The 15,893-nt window shown below is 39.5% G+C and carries 16 protein-coding genes; all 16 read right to left on the reverse strand.

What is annotated here, in order from left to right; genetic code table 11:
• Positions 1 to 212 precede the first annotated feature (212 nt).
• Positions 213 to 2,042, reverse strand: coding sequence for a DNA primase family protein (locus NYE23_RS24550; RefSeq protein WP_341082067.1), 1,830 nt, complete (start codon positions 2,040 to 2,042; stop codon positions 213 to 215).
• Positions 2,042 to 2,551 carry a hypothetical protein gene (locus tag NYE23_RS24555; protein WP_341082068.1) on the reverse strand — a complete coding sequence of 170 codons (510 nt, stop codon included), beginning with the start codon at positions 2,549 to 2,551 and terminating at the stop codon, positions 2,042 to 2,044. Before NYE23_RS24555 ends, NYE23_RS24550 begins: the two co-directional genes overlap by 1 nt.
• A gap of 132 nt (positions 2,552 to 2,683) precedes the next feature.
• Positions 2,684 to 3,418 carry a hypothetical protein gene (locus NYE23_RS24560; protein WP_341082070.1) on the reverse strand — a complete coding sequence of 245 codons (735 nt, stop codon included), beginning with the start codon at positions 3,416 to 3,418 and terminating at the stop codon, positions 2,684 to 2,686.
• Positions 3,419 to 3,494: 76 nt separating this feature from the next.
• A complete protein-coding gene (locus NYE23_RS24565) occupies positions 3,495 to 3,731 on the reverse strand; it encodes a hypothetical protein (protein ID WP_341082071.1) in 237 nt (78 codons plus the stop codon).
• A complete protein-coding gene (locus tag NYE23_RS24570; protein ID WP_341082072.1) occupies positions 3,728 to 4,051 on the reverse strand; it encodes a hypothetical protein in 324 nt (107 codons plus the stop codon). The genes NYE23_RS24565 and NYE23_RS24570 overlap by 4 nt, the downstream gene beginning before the upstream one ends.
• Positions 4,052 to 4,064: 13 nt before the next feature.
• On the reverse strand, positions 4,065 to 4,511 hold the full coding sequence (radC, locus tag NYE23_RS24575) for a RadC family protein (protein WP_341082073.1): 447 nt from the start codon (positions 4,509 to 4,511) through the stop codon (positions 4,065 to 4,067).
• An 81-nt stretch (positions 4,512 to 4,592) separates the two neighbouring features.
• The gene (locus NYE23_RS24580) at positions 4,593 to 4,928 is read right to left on the reverse strand and encodes a hypothetical protein (protein ID WP_341082074.1); all 336 of its coding nucleotides are present in this window, start codon (positions 4,926 to 4,928) and stop codon (positions 4,593 to 4,595) included.
• Positions 4,929 to 4,987: 59 nt separating this feature from the next.
• Positions 4,988 to 8,134, reverse strand: coding sequence for an N-6 DNA methylase (locus NYE23_RS24585; RefSeq protein ID WP_341082075.1), 3,147 nt, complete (start codon positions 8,132 to 8,134; stop codon positions 4,988 to 4,990).
• 124 nt (positions 8,135 to 8,258) lie between these two features.
• Positions 8,259 to 8,738 carry a 23S rRNA (pseudouridine(1915)-N(3))-methyltransferase RlmH gene (gene rlmH / locus NYE23_RS24590; protein ID WP_341082076.1) on the reverse strand — a complete coding sequence of 160 codons (480 nt, stop codon included), beginning with the start codon at positions 8,736 to 8,738 and terminating at the stop codon, positions 8,259 to 8,261.
• An 80-nt stretch (positions 8,739 to 8,818) separates the two neighbouring features.
• On the reverse strand, positions 8,819 to 8,980 hold the full coding sequence (locus NYE23_RS24595; RefSeq protein ID WP_082804532.1) for a CxxH/CxxC protein: 162 nt from the start codon (positions 8,978 to 8,980) through the stop codon (positions 8,819 to 8,821).
• 156 nt (positions 8,981 to 9,136) lie between these two features.
• Positions 9,137 to 10,366, reverse strand: coding sequence for a S1C family serine protease (locus tag NYE23_RS24600; RefSeq protein ID WP_341082077.1), 1,230 nt, complete (start codon positions 10,364 to 10,366; stop codon positions 9,137 to 9,139).
• 239 nt (positions 10,367 to 10,605) lie between these two features.
• Positions 10,606 to 11,400, reverse strand: coding sequence for an MBL fold metallo-hydrolase (locus NYE23_RS24605; RefSeq protein WP_061793147.1), 795 nt, complete (start codon positions 11,398 to 11,400; stop codon positions 10,606 to 10,608).
• Between the two features lie 7 nt (positions 11,401 to 11,407).
• A complete protein-coding gene (locus NYE23_RS24610) occupies positions 11,408 to 12,220 on the reverse strand; it encodes a two-component system regulatory protein YycI (protein ID WP_341082078.1) in 813 nt (270 codons plus the stop codon).
• Positions 12,207 to 13,547: a YycH family regulatory protein gene (locus tag NYE23_RS24615; protein WP_341082079.1), complete on the reverse strand. Its 1,341-nt coding sequence runs from the start codon at positions 13,545 to 13,547 to the stop codon at positions 12,207 to 12,209. Before NYE23_RS24615 ends, NYE23_RS24610 begins: the two co-directional genes overlap by 14 nt.
• A complete protein-coding gene (gene walK / locus NYE23_RS24620; protein ID WP_341082080.1) occupies positions 13,544 to 15,373 on the reverse strand; it encodes a cell wall metabolism sensor histidine kinase WalK in 1,830 nt (609 codons plus the stop codon). Before walK ends, NYE23_RS24615 begins: the two co-directional genes overlap by 4 nt.
• 8 nt (positions 15,374 to 15,381) lie before the next feature.
• Positions 15,382 to 15,893: response regulator YycF (gene yycF, locus NYE23_RS24625; protein ID WP_341082082.1), on the reverse strand; the 512-nt coding region annotated here is incomplete at its 5' end.

A 15,893-nucleotide genomic window follows, 5' to 3' on the forward strand; every position in this document is an offset into this window, starting at 1 on the left:
TGCCAACATGTCTAAAAGATTTTGATATTCGTAGATAGAACCTTCTTTTTCGTTCATGGCAAGCTCTCCTCGTCGTAGTAATAATATATATTTCATTTCTTTGTAAGAAAGTGGGGGGAGGGGTGGTTAACTAAAACAAAACTTTTTCATTGGGTTTTAAGCTTTTGGTATTGAACAGTTTTTTTTGTTTTTTACACACCCCCTACACCCCCTTAGAACTGAATAATATCGCCAGCTAGAGTAGGGAACTGGAAATCTTCCAATTCTATCAGCTTTATTCCGTCATAGTAGACAGTTCCTTTGATTTTCTTCTTCACAATCGGAATATTTTCACTGTCTAAAATTACTTTGAAATAGCGCCAGAATACTTGACGAGATTTTGTTCCTTTGTCGTCAATTCCTTGAACATTTAACCATTGACTATACATATTGTAAAAGTCGGACTGCTTAGTGCGGAAACCGTCCTCTTGAACCACATGAGAATGAAAAAATTCTCTTACTGGATTTTGCTCATCGTAATAAGCTCGTTCGGTTTCTTCAATTGCTTTACAGGCACTGAACTGATAGTTATTGCTTCTCAACCGCTGCAATCCTAATATCGCCCAAATAAGAATTCCAGGCAGTTCCTTAAGCAGTTCGTCTTTCAAATCTACATTTCGTTCTTCTTTCTTAAAGGTTCTTGAAAAAGGCACGATAATAAGTTTTCGAAAATAGCCTTCTGTAACGTCTGATGAGTCAGGAAGGTTGTTGACTAGAAACACCAAACGGCAGTATGGGCGGTAACTAATCGCAGGACGATACTTAATGTTAATAGTGATGTTATCTCCACTAACAATCGCCTTAAAGTTTTCCGTTTTAAGTGCCTTGCCACCCATTTCGTTCTCAGCAGATATGTTAAGAGATTTGCCAATCATGCTTTCCATACCAAATTGGTCATTAAACTTAGATAGAGGTACGCTGCTGACGTTTTGGGGACCCACTAATTCAGTGATAATGGAAGCCAAAACACTTTTACCATTCGCTCCACTACCATAGTAATAGACCGCCTTTTCTGCTTTGGTTTCCCCAGTCAGCCAGTATCCAATCAACTCTTGATGTACAGCGATTAGTTCAGGATTGTTGAGTGTAATATCACGCATGAAATCATCAAACTTAGGTGCTGTTGCATTCGCATCATAAGGAATTGGGATTTGAACTGTAGAAAGGTACATTGGCGAATGTTCATGTAGCCTGAACGTAGACAGATTTAACATGCCATTCTTTAAGTTGATAAAGTTGCGTCCTGTGTTCATCTCTTCAACAATAGGTGCTTCACGTTGGAGAGCTCGAATAATCTCAGTTTCATATGTGCTTTTCCAACTGTTCCATCTACCTTCATGCATCACTGCCCTGATTATTTTTCCGAGATTCACTTCAGAAAGCTCTTCATATACACCCATTTTGTTGTATAGAAAGAGTCTTCCGTCTCTTGTTGAACGCACATGGCAACGCTTGAGGAAATGCCTTGCAAAAACGTTGGCGTTAAAGTGGTATCGTTTCTTTTTATCATCGTAAAGAAACCCTCTTTCTTCCGCCTTTCCAACCTTCAGAACTTGCCCCAGTTCCAAAAGCAATGCTTCCGGAACCAGTGAGTCAGCAATCAATTCAGCAGACTTGAATCGTTCTAAAGACTTGTGTTTAGGCATATCGTGGACATGTTCCATTAAAGCAGAGAAGAACGAATCTTCCTCTCCTACCGCCTCCGTGCTAATAGCAGTTACCAATAAGGATTGTTTTTCTGGAACATCAATCTCCTGTACCAAAACTCTAAGGGTCTCCGAAGATTCTAGCAATCTTAGTTTGCTGATTGGATGATTTGATAAAAAGTTGTGAGCTTCTTTTTTATCCAGACGAACATTCTCATTTTTACTTACATTTACCTGTCCTACATCAAATCGCTCGTTTGCTTGAATAGGGTGATTTTGAGAAGCACTTGACTCCTCGCTGTTTGTATTAGGTTTACTATTGTGAAGCACCGGTCGCCTAACCTTTTTCAATGCCATTACGCTACCTCCCCATACAAGGCAAATGAACTGCAATTAATAATCTCTATAGGCTCGTTATCCCTTGCTCCAAAGCATTTAGAGTTAAATTCAGGAAAGAAGTTAATTGAGCCATTACTTACAGATTTAACTGAGCATTCAGGGTCATCCATGTAGCAACCATCTTGAATCACAATTCCCCAAATTCCAGTCTGGTTAAGAAACTCTGCAAACTCTAGTTGTAACCCAGCGTATTGCCCTCTAGTCATTACCATCTGAAAACCCTTAGGGTAGAAGTCAATCTCTAAAAATTCTTCATGAATAATGATTCGATTCGCTAGTACTTTCTGACCTGAAAGGTCCTTTACTACTCTTTTAATTTCTCTTTTCAATCCATCTCGAGAAGTGCCTTTAGGTATTGGAACCTGAGCTGCTAGACGGTAGATTGCATTGACACCGTCATAGTGGTCGTTCCTTGCAGCAGTAAGGGATGAGATTGCAATGTGATAGTTATTATTTTTATGAATCATAAACTTTACCTCCGTAGTTGTTTTTGTTTACGATTCTCATTGTATTTGGGAATTAATGAATCATCACGGAAAGATTTTAGAGGAAATGCACGAAAAAAAATTCCTTGACATAACAAAAACCTTCTGAGCCCTTTAAAGTTCAGAAGGTTTTTGTTGTTTTTGTTCTATTAGCTCTTGTATCTCTTGTTGAATAGATGGAGGAAGTTCAAGGAAATCTGCGGTAGTATACATCTTCTTTTGATTTAAGTGAGGATAAGAATTTATCACTTCAAGAAAGGATTCTTGAAATAGTAACTGCTGTTGTACTTGCTGTCTATACAAAGCACTTAAATTCCTTAAGTCATTCATATATTGTTCCTGAAATTCTAGCTTTGACTTTAGGCTGCTCAGGTCATCGAATAGAGAAAAATCATTCTTTACAATGCGCATTACCTCATTAATATTTTTCTCGCTCTCCAAGTAATAGTCATCGCTCATCTGGTCTTGTAGCCAGTCTACAAATAACTTATTGTCTTCACCTGTCAGCTTCTGGCTTTCAATCTCTGCCAAAATCTCAATTAAGGTTGTCAGAGCTTTTTCATCTGTTTCTTGCTGTAATGTTTTTCCCTTAACCAGTTTTTTATTTAAGAGGTCTAATGCTTCCTCATTTTTTGGATTTTCCAACATATTTCTAATCAACTTGACATAGGCATCTAGTTGCTCTATCGGAGCTTCAAACCTCTTAGTTGGATGACCCAACATTTTACGGACTTTATTTATATGACTTCCAACTCTTTTTCTATTGGACTCAAACACACTGGAGTTAGTATCTTCATCTCCATAAACTTCTTTCGTTAGGTCTGTTATGTTAAAAGTATTCTTAGACACCTTAAAATCCGCCTTTCATTAAAATCATTCTCAAAAAAAAATCGGAAAAGAGATTCCGATTTTCATCTTGTAATCCTTATCTTATACTATTACATTCTATATCAATATCTCCTGCTAAGTAATCCACAAACCACCAATCTTCAAATCCTATTTTTCGTTGATAAATATTTTCATTTTCAAGACAAATCTTTATTTCGATTTCTTCCTCATTATCTTTCGCTGTAAAATATACAAAAGACCAATCTTCCATATCGAAGGTTACACACTGATATGAGCGTTCTTCTAATTCAGTAATATACGCTGTATATATCATTTCTCATTATCCTTTTCTTGCAGTAATATTTCTTCATAAATTTTCTCGCCATTCTTCAGACAAACTAAAAAGAGTGGTTGGTTCGTATTAGCATCAGATGCTACACAAACCAACCACTCATGTTCTTCTTTATTGTAAACACAAGAATGAACCAATACCATTTCAGGAGATATATTAAGCAATTCTTCTGTCACAAGGTTTTCATCAAGTTCCTCTTTATACAATAGAACTGACTCATCTGCAACTTGTTCTTCATCAACATCGATGCCAAATTGCAAAGACATGAAGATAGCAAAATGTTCGGCGTTATAGTAACACATTGTTCTTCCCCCCTTAAATATATCCTTTTTCTTTCAAGGATGTATATTTCCCATCACCAATAATGAGATGGTCCAAAAGCTCAATCCCCATAAGCTTTCCAGCTTCAGCAAGACGTTTTGTAACTTCCACATCTTCCCTGGATTCGGTAGTTTCACCAGATGGATGGTTATGAGCCACCATGATACTCGCTGCAGATGACAAGATAGCTGATTTCATAACTTCACGAGGGCTAACGATGCTGGCATTTAAGCTACCAATATGGCAGACATTTATAGATACTGGTTGGTTCTTGACGTCTAAGGTCACAACAATGAAATGCTCACGGTCTTTATCCTCTAAGAAACTCTTAATTAACTCATATGCATCCTGAGGACTTCTAATAACCCTATTCTTATACAAAACAGTTGATTCTCTTACTAGTTTCACTGACACAATTTCAACTCTTTTAGCACTTTTCATTAATCCAACTCCTACATGTATTTTTAAATCAATTAAATAATATATATTTAATTACAATTATTAATACGGTTGTCTACACTTCTATATTATTACTCTTTCAAATCCAAACTGCGGGTTCACCTTATAAATTGCTGTCGGCATACTTTTTTCCATAATAACAGCATATAAATTCACTCCAGTTTGTATTATTAAGTAAATTTCATGTTCCTCTTTTGAAGTGCAAGATGCTTTAATTGGACCACAAGCAATCTTTATTTTACTGCCTGTTTCAATTAATTCTCTTGGATATATAACGTCTACAAAATCATCTGTATCACCCACAAAAAACTCTTCAATATAGTTTTCTTGAAAACATAGCTCAGAATAATGCAACATACAAATTTTTTCTGCTATTTCGTTTAAAAATGTAATTTCCATAAATCCTCCCCAAAAAGAAATAAGCCCTAATCCATAAAAATGGATTAGGGCTTATTGAATTATTTTATTATCTTTTCGTTTATTAATTTTCCAATTTCACTTTGGTTGTCAGGAAGAAAGAGAGTCAAGTTTTCTAATTTACTCTTATTTAATTGAGCATTGTTAGAGACTGACTGTAGTTCTTTTTTGACTTGTCCTGCAATATAAAACTTCAAGAAGGTTAAGTCGTAATCTTGCAAATTTGACTTTGGTTTAACTGTTCCTGATACGTCTGATATATAGAAGGAATTATATTGGCCATTTTCATTCTTCTCATCAAATAATTGAATCGTCCCTGCTTTTGCTCCTTTTCTGCTCCATATTAAAGAAGGGCCGTTAACTTTTACTTTACCTTCAATATTGTCAGATACATAATAAGCCGGTCCATCAGTAGCTGCGGTAAAAACAGGTATTGAACCTGGATTTAGGTAAGCATCTTCTTTAGAAAATTGGGTACCTTGGATAATATCAAATTTATCCATTAACTTAATAGCATCATATTGATTGGATGTAAATGTATTTCTAAAGAAGTCTATCATATCATCCTCAGTAACAATTTCCATATCATCCAATATTTCTTGCAAATCTTCAATTAATATAGACTGTTCTTTTATACCTAGATAATTAGAGCTATCTATGTTTAAGTCAACATCGTCAATTAACTCAATTTTAAACATTAAGATTTTTTGCTCACCAAGAATGAACGTTTCTTCAATGTTATCAACCGATTTCAATAACTCTCTTTCACTAGGGGTTAGTTTTACCTCAGATAACAATTCTTTTACAAAATTGCTATCAATCGGTCCGGATATTAATTCCGATTTTTCTTCCTCTGTCTTGTTAGATAAAAATTCACTTATTTTATTTTCAAGACTAGCTTTTCGGATAATAACCTTTTGCTCTCGAGTTATTCTTTCAATTTCATAATAACCCCATTTTTTACCTTTTTTCTTCTCCCAACCATCTTTTACCCATACTTCTTTCAATCTTTCTTGGTCCCATTCTGGATTATATACAAATGTACTATAAGTCCATGCTCTTTCTAGTTTAGACATATACTTTGTTTCACCATCTGTATACGGTTCAAAACTAGGTTCAAAATCATTATGAATAAATTCAACTACTCGTTTCTTTTTGTCCACAGGGTACTTTATCTCTACTTCTCTCAAATGGTTCGTTCTGTACCTATTCTGTGAATTTGCCCTTCCATCACTATTAGATGAATACATAAAGGTTTTAAAGTCCAAGTTTCTACTATAACTAAATTCATCAGGGGCAATTTTTTGGATTACTAATACATATGTTTTCTCCATAGCATATGGAGCAAAAGTATAGTCAGGTAAACTAATGATAGATAAAATATCACAACGAGAGATTAAATAGTCTCTAATTGGTTTATTTGTTGCATTTTCTAAGATGGAATCTGGAACAATTATAATTCCTACGCCACCCTCTTTAACCCTTTTTCCATTCTTTAATGTCGCAGGTTTTAGTAAATCAATACATTCTCGCAATGCATTTACCTCTAGAGAGTTTCCGTAAATCTTAGCACCCTGCTCTATAATCTGTTCATTTGCCTCTGTAACCTTTCCATACGGAACATTAGTTATTAGTAAATCAACATTACCTAAGCTACGTTCGTCTTTGTTAGGCGTTAGCAAATCCAGCTTACTCAGTGCATATTCTTCTAGCAATGTTTCAAGACTTTCATTGTTCTCTATCTTTGTATCTATCAAGTCTTCAATTTCTTTGATATCAACATTGATTTTGGTTCCCGCATACATCATTAAAAAGTTCTTAATATCTGAATAACTGGCTCTTAGCTTGCGTTTGATTTTAGTAACATCATCTGGTCCCAAAACATTGACATCGTACTTGTTTTTTTTATGATTTTCATACAAGAAATGTTTTCTCCAATTTATCGAAGTTTTCACTTTAGATAAATTAGCATTTATGTTTCCTATTAGGTATAGATTTAATTCTGCAGATAATGTGCCATTTTTATCGAATCCCCATAAGGAATTTGAAACAACATCCCCTACCTTGCTAAGTCCTATATCTAGCTGTGAATTGATAAAATTTACATATTCGTATAAGAAACCGCCTGAACCACAGAAAGGGTCTAAGACCACTTTATCTTTTAATTCTTCTTCTCCCCAATTCAAATAATTATTGAACACCGCAGAAATTATGGGTCTAATAGTATGTCTTGGGGTGTAATATTCACCTTGTTCTTTTTTCGTATCCTTAGTCGCCAATTCTTCATAAATGAAACCGTACAAATCCATGCCTCGCTCTTGACTTAATTCATACAATTGGGATGAAGTCTCTTCATAAAGACGTACAATCTTTTTTTGGTCTTCAGTGTCAGATATATCGTTATCTAACGCTCTCCACATTTCATATAATTTAATGTCAAACTCGAATTGAGATTCTCTAAGTAATTTAGTTGCAAGATAGAGGTCGTTCTCTTTTGTAGAACCATAAATACATGCAAGAATAGTCATAATAAATGCTTTATTCTTTTGCAGCTTCTCATGACCCCTAATAATTCGAGCAATGTCACCCACTATTTTTTTCTCTTCAATTTCTCTATCTATTTGTTGCTTAACAGGGAATAAAGAGTGTATTTTATTTATTACTTCATCTCGCTCAGCACTAACTTTTAATTTATCAAAGATTACAATTTCACTTTTATCATCAATATTATAAAGAGAAATATATATTTCTTGTCCATCAAATACGATGAGCCTAATATCTCGTTGGGATATGTTAGCTACTACCCTTTTTTGTGAATCTGTTAAAGTTTCGCTTGTAAAACCTTCAACATAATTCTTAATTTGCTTTATTCCTTGTTCTAAATTCCCAGTTGATTCTAGCTCTAAGAGTCCACAAAAGCTTTCATACTTATCAGAAGAGAATAAATAGCCATCACACGAGCCTCTTCCTACATTCCCTTTAGTATAGGAAGGAATAATACTATCAATCTCAGCGAATCCTGTCCTTTTAACCTTGAAAGAATAACCTCGAAAATTCATCACTAACCTAAAGAAGCTATATACAATATCTTCAAAGCATGTTTCACTTCCCAAATACTCAGGCAATTTCAGTGTATTAGGGCTTTTAATTATAGATTCTTCTTTAACAGGCTGTATCCTTACAGTCAAATAAATCACTCCTCAAATTAACTCTAAGAATAAATTAACACTAAAAGAACCTTTTGTCCAACTATTTCTTTATTTCCGTTGGACAAAAGGTTCAACAAGTTAAATTTTTGAGTAAAAACCTCATTTACTTATGGTACGGTTCCCCCCGATTTATCCGAAAAGCCCGATAAACCTGCTCCAGTAAAATCAGCTTCATCAACTGATGCGGGAACGTCATCTTCGAAAAAGACAGCTTCTCATCCGCCCGCTGCAAAACCTCCTGGCTCAGCCCCAGAGATCCGCCAATGACAAACGCAATCTTGCTTTTCCCGTATGTAGCCAGTTTATCAAGAGTATCAGCAAGCTCTTCCGAAGATTTCATCTTCCCTTCGATCGCCAAAGCAATAACATGAGCATCTGGATGAATTTTTGCCAGTATTCGCTCGCCTTCTTTTTGCTTGACCTGAACCATTTCTGTTTCGCTTAGTTCTTCAGGTGCTTTTTCATCGGGAACCTCGATGATGTCCATTTTGGCGTAGGCCGACAGTCTTTTCAGGTATTCGTCAATTCCCTGCTTCAGGTATTTTTCTTTTAGCTTTCCAACCGTAATGATTGAGATATTCACAGCATGTCCTCACTTTACAAACAAGATATCCACAGAAGTTATCCACATGTCCACATTTTTCATCCACATGTTGTATGAGATCACTCGTTCGCTACAACATATATTGCAGTATTTTGACAATATTCACAGGTTGTTGATAACTTTTTATCCTCTTCAAGTTTTGTTAATTGCGGGAATGTTTCGTACTCATCCACCACTATATCTATTGCCAGATCAACGTGTTCGTCACAGCAGTAAATCATTTTCAGTATGCTCCTTTTTAGGCCGGCAGCCTGTTTTTTTATCCGATCTGTGGATAAATTTTATTTTCGCGTATTTATATAAGTTATCCACATCTCATCTTATCAAAACAATAAAAAACAGGAAAGCGATTGCCGCTTTCCCATTTAGTCTTTCCATTAAAATGTCTCGCCGCTCAGCTTCATCGTTACTTCCTGGGTTTTGCCGTCGCGGTATATTTTGATTTTCATCTGGTCGCCTACTGATTTTTTCGTATAGAGATGCTGGCGCAGTTCAATAATGTCTTTGATTTCCTGTCCATCCATCTCGACAATGACATCCATTTCCTTCAATCCAGCCTGTGCCGCTGGAGAGTTCGGTTCTACAGATGTGATGGCCACACCGGATTTCACATCCTTCGGCAGTTTCAGCGCTTCCTGCTGGTAGTAGCCAGGAATCTCATTAACAGATGCCAGCTGCACGCCCATATACGGACGTTTGACTTCTCCGAACTTTTCCAAGTCATCAATGACTGGTCTTGCGTAGTTAATTGGGATTGCCAATCCGATTCCTTCTACAGCGCTCTCCGCAATTTTCATGGAGTTGATGCCGATGAGCTGGCCGCTGATATTAACCAGCGCTCCGCCGCTGTTCCCCGGGTTGATCGCGGCATCTGTCTGCAGAACCTCTGCCTGCCAGTCTACTGTTCCATTCTGGTCAATATCAACCGGTATGGCACGCTCCAGTCCAGAGATGATTCCCTGTGTGACTGAGCCGGAGAACTGGCCAAGAGGGTTCCCGATGGCAATGACAGGCTCGCCTGGCTTCAGTGTGTCTGAATCGCCAAATTCGGCTACCGTTTTAATTTCCTTTCCTTCTACCTCAAGCACGGCAAGATCCGTCCAAATATCGCTGCCTACCAGTCTTGCCGGCAGCTTGGTGCCATCCTCCAGGCTTACTTCCAATTCCTGAGCACCTTCGACCACATGGTGGTTTGTGACGATGAAGGCTGTATTTCCTTCCTTCTTATAAATAACGCCTGAACCTGTTCCGGCAGGCTGTCCGGCACTGCCGTTTCCTTCATTCGACCAGAAGCCGGCTGTCTGGATGTTCGTAATGCTTACAACCGCATCCCCGGCTTTGTCTACTGCCTTAGTTACATCGGTTGTCACATCGACTGAGACATTCTGAGTCCTGGCATTATTGTTATCCCCGGCTGCCTCATCCTGCAGCTTTTCATCCGGTTCAACCGTATAAGGGAGCACGTCGTAGTCAGCAAGCTTTGGCACTGCCACCACGACCAGAATGGCCCCTAGTATGATGCCAACAAGGCTGGCCAGGAAGTATCCGCCCTTGTTGCCTTTTTGCCCTTTATAACGGTTCTGATGATCTTGATCATAATAGCCCAAACTGCACCCATCCTTTCTTTCTTTTGCAAAAAAACGGCTGTTTTTAATATAAATGCTAAAACTTAGTCTTCCTTTATACCCAATATTATACTCTTCTGTTTTTAGAAATCTAACAAAAACGCACTCGCCACAGCAATCTTACGACTTTGTTCATACTTTATTAAAATTCCCTCAAAAAAGAAAAAGAGAAATACACGAAAGACAGCTGTCTCTCTGTGTATTCCTCTTTTGATTTATGTTTAAACGGCTGTTAAAATTGTCGGCACCTTTGGATCGGTATCAAAAAGGTCGAATTGTTCACCGACAATGATTCCGCGGCTTTCCAGTGTCTGGGCTACAGACATTCTCGCCAGATCCTTAATATTGTTATCCTGGCTTAAATGGGCAAGATAAAAGCTCTTCGTCCGGTCGCCGGCCACTTCACTCATCGCCAGCGCCGCATCCTCATTGGATACATGGCCGACATCGCTTAGGATTCTTCTTTTAATATTCCACGGGTAGCGGCCCATGCGAAGCATCTGGACATCATGATTGCTTTCAAAGACGTAAGCCTCTGCATTGGAAATCAGGCCTTTCATACGGTCGCTGACGTAGCCTGTATCGGTAATCAGGACAAGCTTTTTCCCGTTATGATGGAACACATAAAACATCGGGTCTGCTGCATCATGGGACACCCCGAAGGATTGAATATCCAGGGATCCGAATGTTTTCACGGCTTCCATATCAAAATGAAACTTCTGGTCAACCGGGACTTGCCCAATCAGTCCGTCCATGGCCAGCCATGTTTTTTCATTGGCATAGATCGGGAGGTTATACTTGCGGGCAAGAATCCCGACACCTTTGATATGGTCGCTATGCTCATGGGTCACCAGTATGCCTGAAAGCTTGCCGATGTCCCGGCCAATATGCTGAAATAATCCTTCCATTTGCTTCCCGCTTAAACCGGCATCCACCAGAAAAGAATGTTCCTCCGTCTCGACAAAGATTGCATTCCCAGTACTGCCGCTCGCGAGAACGCTGAATTGTAAAGACATGTTCTCCTCACTCCACTATTTTTTTCTCTTCGTTGTTCAGCTGAATAATTTTCCCTTGAAAGGCATCCACAAATAAATTCTCCTCGCCATTAATGACAAATCGCCAGGCAGGCGTCAATAATTGTGAAGAACTCAAATGCACGAAGGTAAAATACCCCAGCTCTACATTTGTAATTTTTGACTTAGGCAGAAGCGAGCCATTCTTGTAAAGGGTCTCAACAGCCTTAATCGGCTGAATGACTTTTTCACTTTCTTCCTTCGACTCAATCTTTTCCAGGAGCGTCTGCTTGTAAGAGACAATTTCATTTTCATCATTCAAATAAAATGTGAGCTCGCCATTTAAGTTCATATAAAACATCTTGTCTTCGAATTCCTGATAATACGTGATTTTATTACTGTCACGAGGCTTGTCCCAAAAGCGGTACTGATCCCCGAATAACACCCTGTTTTTGATAAAAGCGGATAATTCGGACGGACTGAATTTATCACTGATCTTGATCGGTTCATCCAGAACTGAATTCAAGGTGGTTCCTTCTGAAATCGTTATCTCCTGGCCTTCAAGCTTCGTTTCTTTCAGATCCTCAAGATTTTCAATATCGAATACCACCGGCTTAGCCCTCAAATAACGGTCTTTCGGTTTGCTTTTCGGAAGGGGTGACTCAAATGTGATCTCGGCACTCTTAAGCTGTTTTTCCAGGGATGCCTGGGCGATCGGTTCAAATTCACTGGCTTCCTTTATTTTGAAAAACTCGTACATCAGGTAAATATCCAGTACCAGGAAGGTTAAAATAAAGATTGTTTTGATCTTACTCCAATCCATTATTCATCCCCCCTGTCTCATCAAGCGAAATGCTTTTCCATGTTCCTTCATAACGGTAAAACCAGGAAGGCTCCAGACGGATGAAAGTGGTCTGCGCTTCCTTGACCAGCATCATCTGATACCCCAGTCTTACATCCTCCAGCAATTCCGGATCGAATTCGTCAAGGGCTAACAGGTACTCCATGACGCGGTTCCCGGAACTTAGAGATACTTCAGTTGGCGTTTCCGTACTCAGGCCAAGCTGGAAGCTGCTTCGAACATACTCATAAATTTCAGTTTGCCCCCAAGTCTGGCGGATCTCGGATAGTTTCGGATCATCGCTGAAAATAGGATAACCTGAAGATTCATACATCCGGAATACAACCTTATGATTCACTTCGTCTATTTCGGCAAATTGGTAATTATCTGTCCATCCCGAATGTCCATTAATGAAATCAATACTCCTTTTCAGGAGGTCGCCTGACGGAAAAGCAGGATTATCCCCGGCAGCAGGTTTGATATAACGAAGGGTATTTTTATCAGAATTCACTCTCAGCAAGCTTAAGGTATCATTATATTCATCCTCTGATTGCTGAAAACTTTTCTGCACGACACTCGGATCACTGAACAAGGCATTTTTGTATTGTTCAGAGTCCAATTTTTTCTCCAAATACTGATATCTCAGCATTTTGGTATCCTGTGCGGGCAGGTAGATGGTTCTTTTATCAGATGGCTTATAAGCAAGATAGGCTCTATATTCCGGGTTATACTCCGCCAGATTGAAGTATTGGCTTTTGAAATTCTGAATAAAGGAAACAGGCACATGGCTACGATACACCTGCCGGTTATCCATTGAGACAAAATCAACAATTCCTTCTTTTTTACCCGTTTGCCTGGTATCAATGACAATGTGATCAAATTGAAAATCAGCGAGATTTTTATCGCCAATTATGATGACGGATTTGTATAAGTCAATCGGAACAGAATCCGGAAACGCGAGAACCGCTTTTCCTTCATTATGAACAAACGATGGAAGGATGTCTGCTTCCTCTGAGATATTTTCAAAGTCAGAAAAATTCCAATCGCTGATTTCGGTAATAACCTTATCTATCTCACCAGGACTGACCGTCCCAAAGGTCTGTTTTTCCCCGAGATGGAATAAAAGGGTGTCCGGTCTTACAATCTGACTTACTTCTTTTTTCTCCGCAATTGTTACTTCCTGAACGGTATTTGCTTCTTTTTCAATCCGTTCAAAGTTTGGCTGGTAAGTCCAGAGATTCCAGGTCAGGAGGACACTTGTCACGACTAGAATGGTCAGTATGATAGATTTTATATTTTCATAACTCATTCCCAATCATCCTCTTCCGAGCGGACATATGGAAGGCTGAATGAAATCGTTGTCCCTTTCCCTTCTGTACTCGCTGCCCAAATTTTCCCGCCATGCGCCTCCACCATTTCTTTCGCAATGGCCAATCCGAGGCCTGTTCCGCCAAGCTTTCTTGTCCGGGCCTTATCCACCCGGTAAAAACGCTCAAAAATCTGCTCAATATTTTCTTTTGGTATCCCCACACCCTGGTCTGAAACGCTGATGATAATAAATTCATCTTTTTCCTCAATGCTGAACGTCACCTTTCCGCCTTCCGGAGAGTATTTCAGTGCATTTGAGATGATGTTGTCCAGCACCTGGGTGAGCTTATCTTCATCTATTTCCACAAAAGCTGAATGGTCCGGAAGCCTTCTTTCAAACGTAACATTCTGCTGCTTTGTCATTTCAAAACGGTCTATAATTCTATTATAGAAGAAAATGAAATCAATCCAGTCCTTGCTTAAACGGTAATCCTTGCTGTCCATTTTGGAAAGCTGCAAGAGATCATTAACCAGGCGAATCATCCGCTCTGTCTCATTTTGGGTGACATCCAGGAAGTTCGGGGCAATCTCCTCATCTTTCCAGGCGCCATCCGCCAGAGCCTCCAGATAGCTTCTCATCGTCGTGAGCGGCGTTCTGAGTTCATGAGATACATTCGCCACAAATTCGCGGCGTTCCATATCAATTTTCTCCTGCTCGGTGATATCATGCAAAACGGTAATTAAGCCGTTCACAAACCCGGTTTCTTTTTGAATAACCGAGAAATTCGCACGGAGAATCAGCGTTTTCGTTTTGCTGCTGTAATCCAGGATGACTGAATCCTGCTCATCTAATAGCTCTTCAAACGTATATTCCTCTTCAAGCCCTAAAAGGGATACAATCGGTGAAGACAGGACCGTTTCACGTGAAACATTCAGCATTTTTGCTGCAGGCTCATTAATGAGAATGACACGCCCTTTGCGGTCGGTTGCGATGACTCCATCCGTCATATAAGAAAGAACAGAGGATAATTTCCGCCGTTCGCCTTCTGTTGTGGCATGAGCTTCCTGAAGTTTCTTTGTTAAGCTGTTAAAAGTAATGGCCAGCTGGCCAATTTCGTCATAGCCGTACACCTTTACCTTGCGGGAGAAGTTCCCTTTTGCCATGGCCAGCGCCTGTTTCCGCATATCAGAAATCGGGCGTGTTACCGTCTGGGCAAGGAGTATTCCCAGGATCGCTGTGATGGCTAACGCAATAGCGATGCCAGATGTAAAAATATTATTTATCTCTCTCATCTGTTCATAGATGTTTTCTATTTTAGCAACCAGATAGATGGCCCCATTAACTTCCCCATTATTATTTTTAATAGGGGTGACGAGAACCCATAACCGCTGTCCCTGGTCAACAAAATCCTCCGTTACTGGCTGTTTGGTGGCGATGGCCATCTTGATCAGGTTATCTGTAGACCTTCCTCCGACAAGCTCCTGATTATCGGGATCGGAGGTGCCCAGGATCCTCAGTGATTCTCCTTCAATGACACGGACTTCGGATATGTCCGCAGAATTGTAATCACTTAACAGCCTTCTGATATCTTCTTCCAGGGACGGGGCCTCCTCATCAGGAAGCCTTACCTTGGTCATCTGTTCCTCCACATAATAGGTGAGAAGATTGACCCTTTCCTGTATGGCATCTTTGAAATTTTCCTGTAAGGTTGATTCCAGCTGCCTGACAAAGTAGACTCCGATAATCTGCATGGCCACCAGGATAAGAAGAACATAAATGATCACAAACTTCAAATGAATGGACCGAAAAAAACCCACCTTTTCCATGTACCCTTTTACTCCTGTTCAGGATTCCGCAAGTAATAACCGACTCCTCTTCTTGTCACGATCCATGTCGGGTGGCTTGGATTATCCTCGATTTTCTCCCGCAGTCTCCTGACGGTTACATCAACTGTACGGACATCACCATAATAATCATAGCCCCATACGGTTTGAAGGAGATGCTCCCTCGTCATGACTTGTCCAATATGTTTGGCCAAATAGTGAAGAAGCTCAAACTCGCGGTGTGTTAATTCAATCGTCTCACCGCGCTTGGAAACCACGTAGGCATCCGGGTGGATAATCAGTGAACCCACTTCGATTTCGTTGGATTCATCCTCTTCCTCTGCCTTGGCAACCTGCTGATGGCGTCTCATGTTAGCCTTCACACGGGCAATCAATTCTCTCGTGCTGAACGGCTTTGTAACATAATCATCGGCACCGAGCTCAAGACCCAGAACTTTATCGATTTCTGAATCCTTTGCTGTCAGCATAATGATCGGCATATCGTATTTCTTGCGCACTTCGC

The sequence above is a fragment of the Cytobacillus sp. FSL H8-0458 genome, from assembly GCF_038002165.1.
GTDB lineage: Bacteria > Bacillota > Bacilli > Bacillales > Cytobacillaceae > Cytobacillus.

What these genes read in the sequence shown, in the direction of transcription:
- NYE23_RS24550 (WP_341082067.1), bottom strand. Translation starts at nt 2,042, where the DNA reads ATGGCATTGAAAAAGGTTAGGCGACCGGTGCTTCACAATAGTAAACCT.
- NYE23_RS24555 (WP_341082068.1), bottom strand. Translation starts at nt 2,551, where the DNA reads ATGATTCATAAAAATAATAACTATCACATTGCAATCTCATCCCTTACT.
- NYE23_RS24565 (WP_341082071.1), bottom strand. Translation starts at nt 3,731, where the DNA reads ATGATATATACAGCGTATATTACTGAATTAGAAGAACGCTCATATCAG.
- NYE23_RS24570 (WP_341082072.1), bottom strand. Translation starts at nt 4,051, where the DNA reads ATGTGTTACTATAACGCCGAACATTTTGCTATCTTCATGTCTTTGCAA.
- radC (WP_341082073.1), bottom strand. Translation starts at nt 4,511, where the DNA reads ATGAAAAGTGCTAAAAGAGTTGAAATTGTGTCAGTGAAACTAGTAAGA.
- NYE23_RS24580 (WP_341082074.1), bottom strand. Translation starts at nt 4,928, where the DNA reads ATGGAAATTACATTTTTAAACGAAATAGCAGAAAAAATTTGTATGTTG.
- NYE23_RS24595 (WP_082804532.1), bottom strand. Translation starts at nt 8,980, where the DNA reads ATGATTTACTGCTGTGACGAACACGTTGATCTGGCAATAGATATAGTG.
- NYE23_RS24605 (WP_061793147.1), bottom strand. Translation starts at nt 11,400, where the DNA reads ATGTCTTTACAATTCAGCGTTCTCGCGAGCGGCAGTACTGGGAATGCA.
- NYE23_RS24610 (WP_341082078.1), bottom strand. Translation starts at nt 12,220, where the DNA reads ATGGATTGGAGTAAGATCAAAACAATCTTTATTTTAACCTTCCTGGTA.
- NYE23_RS24615 (WP_341082079.1), bottom strand. Translation starts at nt 13,547, where the DNA reads ATGAGTTATGAAAATATAAAATCTATCATACTGACCATTCTAGTCGTG.
- walK (WP_341082080.1), bottom strand. Translation starts at nt 15,373, where the DNA reads ATGGAAAAGGTGGGTTTTTTTCGGTCCATTCATTTGAAGTTTGTGATC.